The 14426-nt window shown below is 65.0% G+C and carries 16 protein-coding genes; 12 read left to right on the top strand and 4 right to left on the bottom strand.

Annotation, left to right across the window (positions count from 1 at the left end; translation table 11 throughout):
- Positions 1–12 precede the first annotated feature (12 nt).
- The 3 genes from C0456_RS09460 to C0456_RS09450 all read left to right on the top strand — a co-directional run bounded on the left by C0456_RS09460 (position 13) and on the right by C0456_RS09450 (position 1929).
- A complete protein-coding gene (locus tag C0456_RS09460) occupies positions 13–402 on the top strand; it encodes a globin (protein ID WP_291050957.1) in 390 nt (129 codons plus the stop codon).
- A 39-nt stretch (positions 403–441) separates the two neighbouring features.
- The gene (locus tag C0456_RS09455) at positions 442–999 is read left to right on the top strand and encodes a cytochrome b (protein ID WP_291050955.1); all 558 of its coding nucleotides are present in this window, start codon (positions 442–444) and stop codon (positions 997–999) included.
- Between the two features lie 90 nt (positions 1000–1089).
- The gene (locus C0456_RS09450) at positions 1090–1929 is read left to right on the top strand and encodes a TauD/TfdA family dioxygenase (RefSeq protein WP_291050954.1); all 840 of its coding nucleotides are present in this window, start codon (positions 1090–1092) and stop codon (positions 1927–1929) included.
- A gap of 12 nt (positions 1930–1941) precedes the next feature.
- Here C0456_RS09450 and C0456_RS09445 read toward each other — a convergent pair whose 3' ends face one another.
- Positions 1942–2229: a PilZ domain-containing protein gene (locus C0456_RS09445; RefSeq protein ID WP_291050951.1), complete on the bottom strand. Its 288-nt coding sequence runs from the start codon at positions 2227–2229 to the stop codon at positions 1942–1944.
- Between the two features lie 151 nt (positions 2230–2380).
- Here C0456_RS09445 and C0456_RS09440 point away from each other — a divergent pair, with 151 nt between their 5' ends.
- The 5 genes from C0456_RS09440 to C0456_RS09420 all read left to right on the top strand — a co-directional run bounded on the left by C0456_RS09440 (position 2381) and on the right by C0456_RS09420 (position 6631).
- Positions 2381–3442: an enoyl-CoA hydratase/isomerase family protein gene (locus C0456_RS09440; RefSeq protein WP_291050949.1), complete on the top strand. Its 1062-nt coding sequence runs from the start codon at positions 2381–2383 to the stop codon at positions 3440–3442.
- Positions 3443–3529: 87 nt separating this feature from the next.
- The gene (locus C0456_RS09435; protein WP_291050946.1) at positions 3530–4252 is read left to right on the top strand and encodes a DUF805 domain-containing protein; all 723 of its coding nucleotides are present in this window, start codon (positions 3530–3532) and stop codon (positions 4250–4252) included.
- A gap of 276 nt (positions 4253–4528) precedes the next feature.
- Positions 4529–5023: a MarR family transcriptional regulator gene (locus C0456_RS09430; RefSeq protein WP_291051160.1), complete on the top strand. Its 495-nt coding sequence runs from the start codon at positions 4529–4531 to the stop codon at positions 5021–5023.
- 215 nt (positions 5024–5238) lie between these two features.
- A complete protein-coding gene (locus C0456_RS09425) occupies positions 5239–5748 on the top strand; it encodes a DUF1543 domain-containing protein (protein ID WP_291050943.1) in 510 nt (169 codons plus the stop codon).
- A 178-nt stretch (positions 5749–5926) separates the two neighbouring features.
- Complete coding sequence (locus C0456_RS09420; RefSeq protein ID WP_291050940.1) at positions 5927–6631, top strand: hypothetical protein; 705 nt, start codon at positions 5927–5929, stop codon at positions 6629–6631.
- Between the two features lie 11 nt (positions 6632–6642).
- On the opposite strand, the gene C0456_RS09415 is transcribed toward C0456_RS09420, so the two are convergent.
- Positions 6643–7191: a cytochrome c family protein gene (locus C0456_RS09415; protein ID WP_291050937.1), complete on the bottom strand. Its 549-nt coding sequence runs from the start codon at positions 7189–7191 to the stop codon at positions 6643–6645.
- Positions 7192–7397: 206 nt separating this feature from the next.
- Between C0456_RS09415 and mutL the strand changes: the two genes are divergently transcribed.
- From mutL to C0456_RS09400, 3 genes are read left to right on the top strand one after another with little or no spacing between them, the layout of a single operon-like run.
- A complete protein-coding gene (gene mutL / locus C0456_RS09410) occupies positions 7398–9302 on the top strand; it encodes a DNA mismatch repair endonuclease MutL (RefSeq protein ID WP_291050933.1) in 1905 nt (634 codons plus the stop codon).
- A 7-nt stretch (positions 9303–9309) separates the two neighbouring features.
- The gene (locus tag C0456_RS09405; protein WP_291050930.1) at positions 9310–9978 is read left to right on the top strand and encodes an HAD-IA family hydrolase; all 669 of its coding nucleotides are present in this window, start codon (positions 9310–9312) and stop codon (positions 9976–9978) included.
- A 10-nt stretch (positions 9979–9988) separates the two neighbouring features.
- Entirely contained in the window at positions 9989–10669 is a 681-nt protein-coding gene (locus C0456_RS09400) for a hypothetical protein (protein WP_291050927.1), read from the top strand.
- Here C0456_RS09400 and C0456_RS09395 read toward each other — a convergent pair.
- Complete coding sequence (locus C0456_RS09395) at positions 10666–12030, bottom strand: endonuclease/exonuclease/phosphatase family protein (protein ID WP_291050925.1); 1365 nt, start codon at positions 12028–12030, stop codon at positions 10666–10668. The two genes, C0456_RS09400 and C0456_RS09395, sit on opposite strands and share 4 nt — an antisense overlap.
- A 96-nt stretch (positions 12031–12126) precedes the next feature.
- The gene (locus tag C0456_RS09390) at positions 12127–13539 is read right to left on the bottom strand and encodes an FAD-binding oxidoreductase (RefSeq protein WP_291050923.1); all 1413 of its coding nucleotides are present in this window, start codon (positions 13537–13539) and stop codon (positions 12127–12129) included.
- 401 nt (positions 13540–13940) lie between these two features.
- Between C0456_RS09390 and C0456_RS09385 the strand changes: the two genes are divergently transcribed.
- On the top strand, positions 13941–14276 hold the full coding sequence (locus C0456_RS09385) for a hypothetical protein (RefSeq protein WP_291050920.1): 336 nt from the start codon (positions 13941–13943) through the stop codon (positions 14274–14276).
- Positions 14277–14426: the final 150 nt, after the last annotated feature.

Below are 14426 nucleotides of genomic sequence, written 5' to 3'. Positions count from 1 at the left end.
AGGGGAGCGCCCATGCCAAACGCAGAGATCATCCACGCGACCTTCGAGCGGGCCGCCGAGGCCTGCGCGGATCCCGCCCCGCTGATCTATGCGCGCCTTTTTGAGCTGCGCCCGGATTTCAAGCCGCTGTTTGACATGGATACCGATGGCGGCGTGCGCGGCTCGATGCTGGAAACCTGTTTCGAGGCGATCCTCGGCCTGGTGGAGGGCTCTGGCTCTCAGCGCGTCATCATTTCGGCAGCCCGCTTCTCTCATGGCGGCTATGGCGTGGAGGGGGCGGAGTTTGACGTGATGTTCGCCAGCATCCGCGATGTCTTCCGGGATCTTCTGCTGCCAGATTGGACAGCAAAGGAGGAAGCGGCCTGGGCCGAACTTCTAAGTGAGATTGCCGCCATCGCCTGATGCGCTATTGTTTCTCTGGGAAGAGAGGGAAACAGATCGATGACGGACAAATCCACCGCCACCTATGGTGGCCTTTCGCGGCTGAACCACTGGCTCGGCGCGCTACTCTTTTCCGGCGTGATCCTTGTGGGCCTCTATCTCGCCTATAGCGGGGTAGAAGGGGAAGAACGCGCGCCGATCATGGCCATGCACCGGGCCACCGGCACCGTGCTGCTGCTGTTCGCGCTCTGGCGTGTCTGGTGGCGCATTCGCCAGGGCTTTCCCGCGCCAATGGCCGGCGTGCCTGGCTGGCAGATCACCGCCGCGCGCGTGACGCATTGGGGGCTGATCTTCTGCATGCTGGCAATGCCGCTTTCCGGCGTCTTCCTGATGTCGCTCCTCGGCGGGCGGCCCATCAACATCTATGGCCTCTTCACCATCCCGCCGATCATGGACATTGACGGCATCCGCCCGATTGGCCGCCAGATCCACGGCCTCGTCGCCTATGCCTTCATCGCCCTCATCGGCCTGCATTTCCTGGCGGCGCTGAAACATGCCCTGATCGACAGGGACGGAACGCTCGCCCGGATGCTCAGCGGCAGAGCAGCGGGCGTATAGCGAGGGTTTAGGCAGGGTAATTGCCAATTGATGCCGGCCGGGTTTAGTCTCCCTCCCGAAGCCCGCCGGAGCGCGGGCAGGGAGGAAACCATGCAGATCACATCCCTTGAAGGCGCAGGCGCCGAGATTACCGGCGTCGATATCCGCCATCTGTCCGGCGCCGAATTCGCCGCCATCCGCCAGGCCTATGCCGATCACGGCGTCATCTTCTTCCGCGATCAGTCGCTTTCCGAAGATGATCACATCGCCTTTGCCCGCCGCTTCGGCCCGATCAATATCAACCGTTTCTTCCTGGCGCATGAGCGCTATCCGGAAATTGCGCTCGTGCTGAAGGAGAAGGAACAGAAAACCAATATCGGCGGCGGTTGGCACACGGATCATTCCTATGATGCCGAGCCCGCCATGGGCTCCGTCCTCGTCGCGCGCCAGCTGCCCGATGCGGGCGGGGACACCTGGTTTGCCTCCATGTATACCGCCTATGACACGCTGGACGCGGCCACGAAGGAAGAGATCGCCGGCCTGCGCGCGGTGCATTCGGCCAAGCATATCTTCGGCTCGGCGCAGAACAATTTCTACAAGGCCAACGAAGATACCGGCGGGCGCATCGGCAACACGGCCGCAGCCGATGTGCTGGAAGACGTCACCCACCCCGTCGTCATCACCCATCCGCTCAGCGGCAGGAAGGCGCTCTATGTGAACCCCGCCTTCACCACGAAGATTGCCGGCTATTCTGAGGAAGCCTCAAGCGCGCTGCTGATGCGCCTCTATGCCCATGCGATGAAGCCCGATCATGCCCACCGGTTCAAATGGCGCGACGGCTCGGTCGCCTTCTGGGACAACCGCGCCACCTGGCACTGGGCAATGAATGATTATCACGGCGAGCGGCGCCTGATGCACCGCATCACCATCGAAGGCTGCGCCCTGAATTAGCGCTGCGCGCCTTCAGTCCATCCGGAACTCGACACCCACATCCCGGCCGCTCGACCAGCGCTTCATGCAGGTGCGCGGATATTTGAACTGGGGCAGCGTCATCACGAACTGTTCGGGCAGCTCCACCCCTTCCGGCACGCAGATGCGCGCGCCGCCGGGGGATATGTCCCGCAGCTCGCATTCCAGGCGCTTGAACAGGCCGAGGCGCACATATGCCTTGCCTTCGACGCGGATCCGCTGTCCCCGCCTGTTATATTGCAGGAAGGGCTGATGGTTGATTTGAGAGCGCTGTTGGGTCATGGGGATGGCCAGGCGGTCATGGGCAGGGTGTTGGGCCATCAGGGAATGGCATGTCTCCAGAATGACATATCCGGGTAAAGCCCAGTCCAAAGCCATTGATTTAATTGAACAGAGTCCGGTCATCCGGACTTCACGATCGCAGGAGAGCAAGTTGAGCGCAGACGTAGACATCAGAGCCGCTGGCGGAATTGGCCGGATCACGCTCACGCGCCCTGCCGCGCTGCATGCCCTCAACACGCCGATGTGCGCCGCCATCTTCAAGGCGCTCGCCGCCTGGAGAGATGACCCCGCCATTCATATCATATGGATCGATCATCAGGAAGGCACGCGGGGGTTCTGCTCGGGCGGGGACATCCGCATGCTTGCGGAGAGCGGCGCGGGCGACGCGGCCGAAGCGCGCGATTTCTTCCGCACCGAATACCGCATGAACGCCGCGCTCAAGGCCTTTCCCAAGCCGGTCATCGCCATTCTCGATGGCGTCACCATGGGCGGCGGCGTGGGCCTCTCCGTGCATGGCTCACACCGCATTGCCACCGAGCGCACGCTGTTTGCCATGCCCGAAACCGGCATCGGCCTCTTTCCGGATGTTGGCGGCGGCTGGTTCCTGCCGCGTCTTGAAGGCGAGCTTGGCACATGGCTCGCCCTCACCGGCGCGCGCCTGAAGGGCGCCGATGTGGCCGCCGCCGGCGTCGCCACGCATTTCCTTCCCTCAGAGTTGGTGCCCGCGCTCGGCAAGCAGCTGGAAGCTGCCGACTTCTCGGCAGACGCCCGCGCCATGCTGGACGAAATCCTCCGTGGGCTGACGCACCCCGTTCCAGCGCCCTCCTATGACGCGCACCGCGACACCCTCCACCGCTGCTTTGCCGGCCAGAGCGCCGAAGCGATTGTCGCCGCGCTGGAAGCCGACCCCGGCGACTGGGCAAAGGGCGAGGCAGCCACAATTCGCGCCAAATCTCCCGAAACCGTCAAGGTGGCTCTCCGCCAGCTGCGCGAAGGCGCGCGCTGCGAAACCTTTGAAGACAACATGCGCATGGAATTCCGCATCGGCTGGCGCAAGGTCCAGAGCCACGACTTCCAGGAAGGCGTACGTGCCGTCATTATAGACAAGGACAACGCCCCCGTCTGGTCGCCGGCCCGGCTCGAGGATGTCAGCGAGGCAGATGTGGCGCAGTATTTTGCCCCCTTGGGCGCAGATGAACTGACCTTCTCCTAGCTGCAGGCGCCCTGCCGGATTGTTCCTACTGGACAATCCCCCGTTTCCTCCGTCAGTTAGAAGACGGGCAAGCAAGGGAGCTGATATATGCGTGGTGAAGTCCTCAAATCTGACAGTCCGGAGGGGCCGGGCCTGATCCTGGGTGAAGACGGGCAGCGGTATCGCTTCTCGCAGCTGCAGGTTCACAATGGGTCCGTCCTGCGGCCGGGCAGCAAGGTAGATTTCGTGCCAACCGGTGATGAGGCGCGGGACATCTATGCGCTCGGCGCGCCACAGGCTGCTGCGCCTCAGGCCGGCATGGCCCCTGGCTACGCCGCGCCCCGGCCGCCGCCTCAGCCAAATGTTCAATCCCCGCCTTATGCCGTCCCGTCCGCTGTGCCGGCCGAAGGCCTCTGGACCTATTTCACCCGCGCGCTCACCACCAACTATGTTCAGTTCAATGGCCGCGCGCGGCGCTCGGAATATTGGGGCTTCACGCTCTTCCTGATCCTCGCTTTCATTGCGGTGGTCATTGTCGATGTATTCGTCAGTGTCGCCGTCATGGACACGGACAGCTACGGCGATCCGGGCTTCCTGCCGATCTTCACGCTGCTGCTGGCGCTCTATTCCTTCCTCCCCTCGATCGCGATCACCGTCCGGCGTCTGCATGATCAGGATCTCAGCGGCTGGCTCTACCTGATCAGCTTGATCCCCTATATCGGCGGTCTGATCCTGCTGGTCTTCATGCTGCTGGATGGAAAGCCCGCGCCAAACAAGCATGGCGACAGCCCCAAGTATGGCGCGCAGATGAGCGCGGATGTATTCGCCTGATACTGTGATCCCGCCCGCTGATTTTGGGTGGATCAAGCAATTCCAAGTACAGAAGACCGGTCTTGCAGCAGCAGGGCCGGTTTTTTGTTTTATGTGCCGGATTGAAACAGAAACATCCCGGAAAACACGTTACGGGGCAGTAACGGTTAATGTATTCTCTGATTTGTTTACCAACTTCATTTGAAACCGCATTGTGCTTATCAATTTATTAGGCCTGCTCCTGTAAATCTACTCAAACTACAACAAAAGTTGAGTAAAAGTTGAGTGGTGGTGAATATGATGATGATCGACATGCAGGACACTGCAACAGGCACAATCGGCGAATCTTTCCTTAAGTCGCTGTCTCTGCTCGAACAGGCGCATCGCCGTCTGCACGATGTGGTGAAGGATGATCTGGAACGCGCCGGCGAACGTTCGCTGACGGGCGTTCAGGCTCTGCTCCTTTACGAGATTGGTGAAGGCGAAGCCCCGGCTTCGGTACTCCGCGCCCGCGGCGCGTTTGCCGGCACCAGCCTTTCCTACAACGTGAAGAAGCTTCAGGAGGGCGGCTATCTCGTCCAGACGCGTTCGGAAGACGACAAGCGCACGGTTACCCTGCGCCTCACCGAGCGCGGCAAGAAAGTCCGTGCACGTGTGGAAAAGCTGTTCGAGAAACAGGCCACGGCGCTTGAGCCGACCGCCAGCGTCCGCGCTGACGACCTCTCGCAGCTCAACAAGACCATTTCGCGTCTCGAACGCTTCTGGTCCGACCAGATCCGGTATCGTCTCTAAGGTCTTCCTGGGGGGAGAAGAAGACGGGAAAACCCCGGAGCGCAGATGGGGCGCTCCGGGGTTTCCTTATTCGTGGGCGGATGATCTGCCTGCAGGTGGCATGGCCCGGCGCTGAACGCGGCCAGGGGCCGGAAGAGGGCCGGAAGGGGAGCGATAGGGGGCTTGCCCCGAAAGCTTCAGCCTCTAATCTGCTGCCCGGATCAGAGGCGACCTGCATGAAACTCTTTGCCGTCTTCGTCGGGGGCGATCATCCCCGCGCCAGTATCGAGGTCCACGACCTGCGCTTTGTGGTGGGCGAGACAATAGAGGCCACCGTCCCGGCCCTGCGCGCCGCCTGGTGGGGCACGCCATCCTCGCTGCACATTGATGGCTATGCAGAGCTGACCGAGGTGGATGGCTGGCAGGTCGATCTCGTGCCCGGCAAGGCCGCCGCCCCGCCTGCCCGCCGGCTCTGGTTTGTCAATCTCGGCGGCTACACGCCCGGCCTCTTCGGCGAGCAGCACAACTATCTCTTCCTCGCCGGCGGGGAAAAGGCCGAAGTCTGGAGCCGGGCCCGCGCGCGCTCGCCGGAATGGACCGGCCGCCACAAGGACAATTTCGTCTGCATCGATGAGGTGATCGATGTCACCGGCCTCCTGGACGCCGAAGGCTGGCACCTGCGCCTCGATCATCCCGCCACCGGCAAGGTCCCCGCCCGCATCGTATCGGACTATATCGAGCTCTGACAGAGCTCTGACCGTACCGGCTGACTTCGTCTCGCAACGCAACGGGGCCCCCTCCCCATGACTATGGGGAGGGTTGGGCTGGGGGCTCTCCGCAAGACCACACCCATCTACCCAAAAAAGCCAATACTCATCAAATCAAGGCTTCACCCTGTGGAATTCTCATCCTAAGGTAGCCGCCATGCGGGGGCTCATCACACTCTGTCTTGCGGGCGCAAGTGCGGCCGGCACAGCCGATGCGGCCCCCTGGGTGCGCGAGGAGGGCGGCTGGTATGCCCGCGCGCTCGGCGCCCGCGACAGCCTCAACGGGGTGGAAGGCTGGCGCGCCGATTTCTATGGCGAATACGGCCTCACATCGAAAACCACCCTCACCCTGAAGAACGAAGCCGTCATCTATCCCGACGCCCCGGCCTTCGATCAGGATCACTGGCGCCTCACCGCCCGGCGCACCCTGGGCAGCTATAAAGGCTGGACGGCCGGCGCAGAACTCGGCGCCCTCCACGGCGCCACCCTCAATGGCAGCTCTGGAAGCGGCGTCTTCATCTGCGAGGGCACCGGTTTTGAGGCCCGCCTCGGCGGGGGCTGGTCAGGCTATTACCGCGCCCAGGCGCTCTATATCTTCGCCGATGCCGCCCATCTCACGCAGGGAGACCGCTGCAGCCGTACACGGATCGAAGCAGGCTATGGCCAGGATCTGACAGACCGCCTGTTCATCGGCCAGCAGCTCTGGTTCGAGGAAGGCGAGGTCACCGGCCGTTCGGTGAAAACCGAAACCCAGCTTGGCGTGCATTTCGGCCGGATCGACGTGTCCCTCGGCTACCGGGAAGAGATCGGCGGCGCCTTCAACGAAAACGCCGTCCTGATCGCCATCGTCGCGCGCCGCTAGGGCCCGTCGGGTTACTCCGCCGGGGCGGCCTCGGCTTCGCCCTGATAGCCCGTCTCGACCATCAGATAGGCAATCACGCCCAGCCGGTCGGCCTCCCGGCGCACGCCGGAAAAGCTCATCCGGTTGCCCGGCACGAAGGTGCGCGGATTTTCCAGCCAGTGATCCAGCTGCTCGGGCGTCCAGATGAAGTCTTCGGCCTGCAGCGCCGGGGAATAGGCAAAGCCCTCGGCCGAGGCCACCTGGCGGCCAAACACGCCGTGCAGGTTGGGGCCAACCAGGTGCCCCGCCCCTTCTGCGGTAAGGTGGCAGGACTGGCAGAGCTTCCAGGTGCGCGCGCCCACGGCATAGTTGGCGGTGTTGTAGGGGGCGGGCAGGTTCGCAAATTCCGGGCTCGGCTCGCCCGGCGCGGCAGCGGGCGTGGCCGGGGCCGCAACCGGCGCCGCAGCCGGGGCTGTGGCCGCCGGTTCTGCGGGCTTGGCAGGCGCCGGGTCAGCGCCGCCACACGCCGCAAGGGCAAGCGCAGCGATCAGGGTGAGCGGGGCAGCAGCAGAAAAGCGCATGGGTTTTCAATACCTTGTAACGGCCTGGATAGATCCGCAGCCATCTTCGCGCCGCCGCGGCCCAAACTCAACTGACAGCCTGCCGCAGTGGCAAAAATTCTCAAAGCCCATCGAAACAAGGCGCTGGCCGCCGGTCCGGAGGGGAACGGGCAGGGCGCAGCGAAGCGCAGGACAGCCCGCCCGCGATCGGCTAAACTTGCCGGCCAATGGCTGATTCTGCTCCTCCCCGCCCCACGATCCGCAAGCTGCCCGCAGATGTGGTCAACCGCATCGCCGCCGGTGAGGTGGTCGAGCGCCCGGCCGCTGCCGTGAAGGAGCTTGTGGAAAACGCCCTCGATGCGGGCGCGCGCAGCATCGCCATCGCCATCGAGGAAGGCGGCCTCAAGCGCATCACCATCGAGGATGATGGCTGCGGCCTCTCTGCCGATGACCTGCTGATCGCGCTGGAGCGTCACGCCACCTCAAAACTCGTGCCGGATACGGACGGCCGGGTGGACCTCCTCAACATCTTCACCATGGGCTTCCGGGGCGAGGCGCTGCCCTCCATCGCTTCGGTCAGCCGCATGCGGATCGTCTCGCGCGCCGCCGGGGAAGAGGCCGCCGAAATCTTCTCCGAGGCCGGGCGTCTCGATGGCCCCCGTCCCGCCGCCTTCACCGGCCGCAGCGAAACGGGCACGCGCATCGACGTCAACGACCTCTTCCACGCCACCCCCGCCCGCCTCAAATTCATGCGCGGCGAACGCGCCGAGGCCATGGCCGTCACCGACGCGGTCAAACGCCTCGCCATGGCTAATCCGGAAGTCGCCTTCAGCCTCGAAAGTAATGGCCGCAGCCTCTTCCGCTACGCCGCTGAAGGTCCCGGCGATGCCGGCCGCCTCAAACGCCTCGGCGCCATCATGGGGCGGGAGTTTTCAGACAATGCCGTCACCGTGGACGCCACGCGCGAAGGCGTGCGCCTCTCGGGCTTTGCCGGCCTGCCCACGCTCAATCGCGGCAATGCCCAGCTGCAATTCCTGTTCGTCAATGGCCGCCCGGTGAAAGACCGTATGCTGACGGGTGTGGTCCGCGCCGCCTATCAGGATTTCCTGGCGCGGGATCGCCATCCGATGGTCGCCCTGTTCGTTGATCTGGATCCGGAAGGCGTGGACGTGAACGTTCACCCGGCCAAGACCGAAGTGCGCTTCCGCGATGCGGGCGGTGTGCGCGGGCTGATGGTTTCGGCCCTGCGCCATGCCCTCGCCGCCGCCGGCCACCGCGCCTCCACCACGGTGGCGGGCTACACCCTCGGCAAGGTCCGCGCCGAGCCCGCCCCCCAGGCCGGTTTCCTCTGGCAGGCGCCCCAGAGCGGCGGTTACACCCAGCGCCCCACCATGCCGCCGCAGGGTTTCTCCCCGCGCCATGTAGAGGAAGACGCGCCCGAAGAAAGCTACACCCCGCGCGGCTATGTGCCAGAGCCCGGCGCCCCGGACGCCGCGCCCATGGCGCGGGTCGAGACGGGCCCCCTGCCTGCCCCCGGCACGCTCGCCGAATACCCCCTCGGCGCGGCCCGCGCCCAGGTCCACGAAACCTATATCATTGCTCAGACGGCGGACGGTATCGTCATCGTCGATCAGCACGCCGCCCACGAACGCCTTGTCTATGAGGACATGAAACGCCAGATGGCTGAAGGCGGCGTGCGGCGCCAGGCGCTGCTGATCCCGGATATTGTCGAGCTTTCCGAAGACGAAGCCCACCGCGTCTGCGCCCGCGCCGATGAGCTCGCCGCCCTCGGCCTCGAAATCGAGCCCTTCGGCCCCGGCGCCATCGCCGTGCGCGCCACCCCCGCCCTCTTCGGGGAGATGGATGCGGCAGGTCTCATCCGCGACCTCGCCGATGATTTTGCCGAATATGAAGCCGGCCTCACCCTGTCGGAGCGCTTCGAGGAAGTGATGGGCAACATGGCCTGCCGCTCCTCCATCCGCGCCGGCCGCCGCCTCACCGGCGAAGAGATGAACGCCCTGCTGCGCCAGATGGAGGCCACCCCCCATTCCGGCCAATGCAATCATGGCCGCCCCACCTATGTGGAACTCAAATTGGCAGACATCGAACGCCTCTTCGGCCGCAGAGGGTAAGGCCCCCATGAATTTCAGTGCCCTGATCTTTGATTGCGATGGGGTTCTGGTCGATTCTGAAGCCATCGCCATCCAGGCCGAGCGCGAACTCCTCGCCAGCTGGGGCCTGGACTATGACTTCCAGACCTTCGTGTCCCGCTTCGTCGGCCTGCATAACCGGGATTTCTATGCCGCGCTCGCTTCAGATGCCGCCGCGCTCGGCCTCACGCTGCCCGAAGGCTTCGGCCCCGCGCTGCAGGCGAATAACTGGGCGCGCTATGAAACAGAGCTGACGGCCATTGAAGGCGTCGCCAGCGTTACAGAAGTCTTCGGCGGCGCCCTCGCGGTGGCGTCTTCCTCCGAAGCCGGCAAACTCGTCCGCAAGCTGCAGATTACCGGCCTGCACGATCTCTTCGTGCCGCATGTCTATTCCTCCGATCTCGTCACGAATGGCAAACCCGCGCCAGACCTGTTCCTGCTCACGGCGGAAAAGCTGAACGCCGCGCCCGAAGGCTGCCTCGTCATCGAAGACAGCATCAACGGCATCAAGGCCGCCCGCGCCGCAGGCATGACCGCCTGGGGCTTCACCGGCGGTGGCCATGCCGATGCCGGGCTTGCCCGGCGCCTTGAAGAGGCGGGCGCGCACGGCGTCTTCGCCTCCCATCATGAAATTGCCAGCGCCCTGCGCGCGGGCTAGCCTGGCGCCCATGTTCACGCGCCGCGCCGTCCTCACCAGCCTCTCCGGCCTCGCCCTCTCCGCCTGCGCCCACCGCTCGGGCGCTGATCCCTTGCGCATCCCTGCCGCCTCTGCGCGCCGCCGCATCGAAGATCTTGTCTATTCCGCCATGGTGCCCGCCGCCGGTCTTGTCGTGCGCCGTCGCGGCGAGGTGGTCTTCGCCCATGCAGAAGGCCTCGCCCAGGGCGCCGCCGGAGAGGCGGACCGGGCCCCTTTTACGCCGGAAACGCCATTCTGCGCTGCCGGCTTCGCGCCGCCCGCCGCCGCCCGCGCGCCAGCGGCCACGCTCTACACCCGCGAGGATGAGGGCGCCTGGCAGGTGCAGGCGAACGCTGCCGATTGCCTTTCCGTCAGTCTGCTGAGCCTCGCGATCTTCGCCCGCCGCGCCGGTCAGTCGCAGGAATTCCCCGGCGCTCAGATCCACACGGCAGAGGCCTCGCCTGTTCCGGGCGTCAAGCTCATCGGCCATCATGGCGAAGCCTGCGGATTATATTCCGCCGCCTTCCATGCGCCACAGCTTGACGCCGAATTCGCCTTTGCCGTCACCGGAACATCCGTGTCCGGCCGGGAACGGTCCAGCCACCATCCCGTCATGGTGAAAGCCACAGAGCCCCTCTGGGCGGCGGCGGAAACGCTCCTCGCCGCGCTCTAGGATTTCTTCTTCGCCTTGCGCGGCCTGGCGGCCTTCTTCTCCGCTTCCTTCGCCTTGCGGACGCGGTCGGCCCCGCCGCTCGCCACCCACCAGAAGATGCGCCAGCCCTCAGAGAATGTCATCCTCGGCGCCGGCGCCAGCGTGCCCTGCTTCTCGGGCTGGGCCACCTTCGGCGGCTTGCGCTTCTTCTTCAGGGGGCGGACGGGCTCTGCCGGCTTCGGCGGGCTCTCCACCGGCCCCTCATCCTCGGTAAACTCCACCTGCGCGGGCACGTCCCCGCCCTCAAACTCCGCCTGCAGATTATTGAGGAGGTGCGCATCGGAAAAGTCGATCGCCAGCTCCACCCAGAGCGGCAGGTGATCGGACATCTGCCAGGTCAGCCAGCGCTTGGCATAATAGTCCTTGTCCTTGCCGGTGTCGCGCGGGCGGCCATCGGGCGCCAGGTCGCGGTGGCGTTTGGGCAGCACCGGCGCATAATGCTCGTAATGCTCCGGCCGGAACACGGTCTGGCTCCAGTCGAACGCTCCGGAGGAGAGGAAAGTCAGCTCGTCCTTCTGCGTGCGGAAGGCAATCTGGTCATAATAATGCGTGCCCAGAAGGTTTGACGGATACTGCTCCGGCGGCAGCTGGAACCCCGCCTTGGTCAGCGCCTGCATCGTCTCGTCGACCGGGTTCTTGATGTTGAAATCGCCCAACAGGATGTAATTCTCGTTCTCCCGGTCGGCGCGGCTCGCCATCTCGCGGGCGATATAGTCGATCTCCGACACGCGCCGGGCATAGCCATCGCTCCCCTTCGAGGCCTCCCCGAAATAGATATGCACCGTACACAGCGAAAACCGGAACCAGCCTGCCTGAAAGCTCACCATGAAGGGCGTGCGCGCAAACTGCTGCTCGCCGGGCAGGAGCGCATGCTTTGGCAGAACGATCTCGCCAACGATATTCCGGAAGCGGACCTTGCGGGCGTCATACACAAAACACATCCGCTCCCGGTTGCCGCTCGCCCCGGTCGTCACATCTGTCGCGATGAAGTCCCAGCCCGGCCCCATCAGGCGGATCACATCCTTCAGCGGCCCGAGGTCCTCGTTCACCTCCTGCAGCGCGCACACGTCAAACGCCGACAGGATCTCGGCAATGTAATGCAGGCTCTCGCGCCGGCGGGGGCCATGGCGGAACTTGTTATTGTCGAAATCGCGGATGTTCCAGGTGCCGATGATGAGGCTCGCATCCTTCGTCCGCCGGGGCACGCCCTTGGGCGGCGGCGCGGCCAGCTGCGCGCGCAGCTCCAAGAGGCGGCGCGAGGTCCAGTCGCTCTCGGCCTCCGAGAAAAGCTTGCGATTCCGAAGGTCAGTATACCAGACCATAGTGTCCCCATCGCGTTCTGCGCCTGCCCCTGCTTTGCGGAGGCCGTGGTTAACGAGGGGTTAATATGACGCCGATTCGCCGGGCGGGGCAGGGGTTTACACAGTCACAACCCGGCCAGGGTTCATGATGCCCTGCGGGTCGAGCGCGCGCTTGATCGCCCGCATGGCTTCCGTGGCGGCGGGCGGGCGCAGGCGGGCCAGCTCGTCACGCTTGAGGCGCCCCACGCCATGCTCGGCCGAGATCGACCCGCCATGCGCCATCACCGTGTCATAGATCACGCGCGTGATGGCCGCTTCCTTCGCCTTCAGCTGCGGGCTCGCCGTGTCCAGAGCCTCGACCACCGAATAGTGCAGATTCCCGTCGCCCACATGTCCGAAGATGACGAAATCCGCCGTAGGCAGAACATCGCGCACGGCCGCATTGCACGCTTCGATGAACACCGGAATGCGGCTGACGGGTACGGAAATATCCTGGTTCAGCGCCGCCCCATAGGCGCGCTTGGAGAGGGGGATCGTCTCGCGGATATGCCAGAAGGCTTTCGCCTGGGTCTCGCTTTCCGCAATCGCGGCGTCCTGGATCAGGCCTTCCTCCATCGCTGCTTCCAGCGCGCTCTCCAGCAGCGTGCGCGCATACGCCCCGTCCGTCTGCGACACTTCCATCAGCACCCGCCAGGGCGCATTCGAAGGCATCGGGTCGCGCGCCGTGGGAATATCGGCCACCACCATATCCACCGCATTGGCCGGGATGATCTCGAAACTCGTCACCGAGTCCCCCACCCGCCCGCGCACCAGCGCCAGCAGCTTCACCACATCCTCCGTAGACGAACAGATCACCCAGCCCGTCGCGCTCGCCACCCTGGGGAAGAGTTTCAGCGTCGCCGCCGTAATCAGCCCCAGCGTGCCCTCGGCCCCGGCAAACAGGTGTTTGAGGTCATATCCCGTATTGTTCTTGCGCAGGCCCGACAGCCCGTCCCACACTTCGCCGGAGGGCAGCACCACTTCCAGCCCCAGGATCAGGTCCCGCATCATCCCATAGCGCAGCACGGCCACGCCCCCGGCATTGGTCGAGATCAGCCCGCCAATCGTCGCGGTCCCTTCCGAGCCGAGCGAGAGCGGGAACAGCCGGCCCGCCGCCTCGGCCGCCTGCTGCGCCGAAACGAGCGTCGCGCCCGCCTCGATGGTCAGGGAATTATTGAACGGGTCGGTCTCGCGCAGGGCGGTCATCCGCGTCATCGACACACAGACTTCGCCATGCGGCGTGCCGCCATCGATCAGGCCGGTATTTCCCCCCTGCGGCGTCATCGCCACGCCATATTGCGCGCACAGCTTCACCAGCGCGGCGGCCTCGACGGTGGCGGCCGGCCGCACGATCAGCGGCGTCTCCCCCTGATACGTCCCCCGCCAGGGCGTGGACACTTCCAGCCGCTTGTCCGGCGCATCGCTCCAGCCCTTCGGGCCAAGCAGGTCTTTGACAGCGGCGAGAAAAGCGGGGGGCAGCGTCTGGGTCATGCCCCATCCTAGCCCGGCCCCGGCCCCCCTGTCATCCCGGAGGGTTGCGTATCCCCGCATCGCGCGGTCGACCGCCCGGCGGCAGAACCCCACCCCAACCCTCCCCGCGGGGCGGGGAGGGGGCGCGTCGCTCTTCTCCGGAACGCAACCTCTCCCCCTAGCGCAACAGGTCCCCTCCCCATGACCATGGGGAGGGATAGGGTGGGGCCGCTCTCAGCTCAAAAAAAGCCTATCCAACAAACCCCGCCCCCTCCACACCCAAAATCCCCAATCCCCACAACGCCTTAAAAATAAATCCCCCAAACCCTGTCCACCCCCTCCCGCGCCGGGCGTATTCTTGGCGCATGTTCAGCCTCGCCCGCCTCAGAAAGGAACCCGCGCTCGCGCAATATTTTGCGTTCGTGCATCCCTTTTTCTGGCCGGTGCTGATCTGGCAGCTCGGGCGCGCCGTGGCGCAAGTCCGCGCCGCCGGGCGCTGCGGCGCCATGATCCGCGTCATGTGGTGGGGCGGGGTCCGCATCGAATATCTCGGCGACGCTGCGCCCAGCCCCTCCGCCTACAGACCAGTAGAGCCGACGCGCAAGCCGTGGGATGATCCCTGCTGGTCATCGTCGATGCCCGTCGAGGTCGAAGCGCAACGCCCCATCTTCCCCCGCACGCGCGGGGGAAGTGTCAGGCTGCTCCGCAGCCTGACGAAGGGGGCCTGCGCCCTCCCGGCAACCGCCGACACTTCCTAGCTTTCCCCCAACGCCGAACCCAGCCCAAATCCCCCGGCCAGCGCCCGCTGCGTCCGGCCAAACCTGCTGCGTGAAACACTCCCCCCAAAAAACACCCGCTCATCCCCGCGCAGGCGGGGATCTCGCCAGGCAAATCCAGACCTCACGAGA

The organism is Hyphomonas sp. (genome assembly GCF_013823385.1).
In the GTDB taxonomy this organism is placed as follows: Bacteria; Pseudomonadota; Alphaproteobacteria; order Caulobacterales; family Hyphomonadaceae; genus Hyphomonas.
The sequence above is the reverse complement of the archived record's forward strand: the minus strand, read 5'-3'. Positions and strand labels throughout refer to the sequence as shown.

Coding starts and splice junctions, on each gene's coding strand:
- C0456_RS09405 (WP_291050930.1), top strand. CDS start 9,310: ATGAATTTCAGTGCCCTGATCTTTGATTGCGATGGGGTTCTGGTCGAT.
- C0456_RS09455 (WP_291050955.1), top strand. CDS start 442: ATGACGGACAAATCCACCGCCACCTATGGTGGCCTTTCGCGGCTGAAC.
- C0456_RS09445 (WP_291050951.1), bottom strand. CDS start 2,229: ATGACCCAACAGCGCTCTCAAATCAACCATCAGCCCTTCCTGCAATAT.
- C0456_RS09450 (WP_291050954.1), top strand. CDS start 1,090: ATGCAGATCACATCCCTTGAAGGCGCAGGCGCCGAGATTACCGGCGTC.
- C0456_RS09400 (WP_291050927.1), top strand. CDS start 9,989: ATGTTCACGCGCCGCGCCGTCCTCACCAGCCTCTCCGGCCTCGCCCTC.
- C0456_RS09430 (WP_291051160.1), top strand. CDS start 4,529: ATGATGATGATCGACATGCAGGACACTGCAACAGGCACAATCGGCGAA.
- C0456_RS09390 (WP_291050923.1), bottom strand. CDS start 13,539: ATGACCCAGACGCTGCCCCCCGCTTTTCTCGCCGCTGTCAAAGACCTG.
- C0456_RS09415 (WP_291050937.1), bottom strand. CDS start 7,191: ATGCGCTTTTCTGCTGCTGCCCCGCTCACCCTGATCGCTGCGCTTGCC.
- C0456_RS09425 (WP_291050943.1), top strand. CDS start 5,239: ATGAAACTCTTTGCCGTCTTCGTCGGGGGCGATCATCCCCGCGCCAGT.
- C0456_RS09435 (WP_291050946.1), top strand. CDS start 3,530: ATGCGTGGTGAAGTCCTCAAATCTGACAGTCCGGAGGGGCCGGGCCTG.
- C0456_RS09420 (WP_291050940.1), top strand. CDS start 5,927: ATGCGGGGGCTCATCACACTCTGTCTTGCGGGCGCAAGTGCGGCCGGC.
- C0456_RS09460 (WP_291050957.1), top strand. CDS start 13: ATGCCAAACGCAGAGATCATCCACGCGACCTTCGAGCGGGCCGCCGAG.
- mutL (WP_291050933.1), top strand. CDS start 7,398: ATGGCTGATTCTGCTCCTCCCCGCCCCACGATCCGCAAGCTGCCCGCA.
- C0456_RS09395 (WP_291050925.1), bottom strand. CDS start 12,030: ATGGTCTGGTATACTGACCTTCGGAATCGCAAGCTTTTCTCGGAGGCC.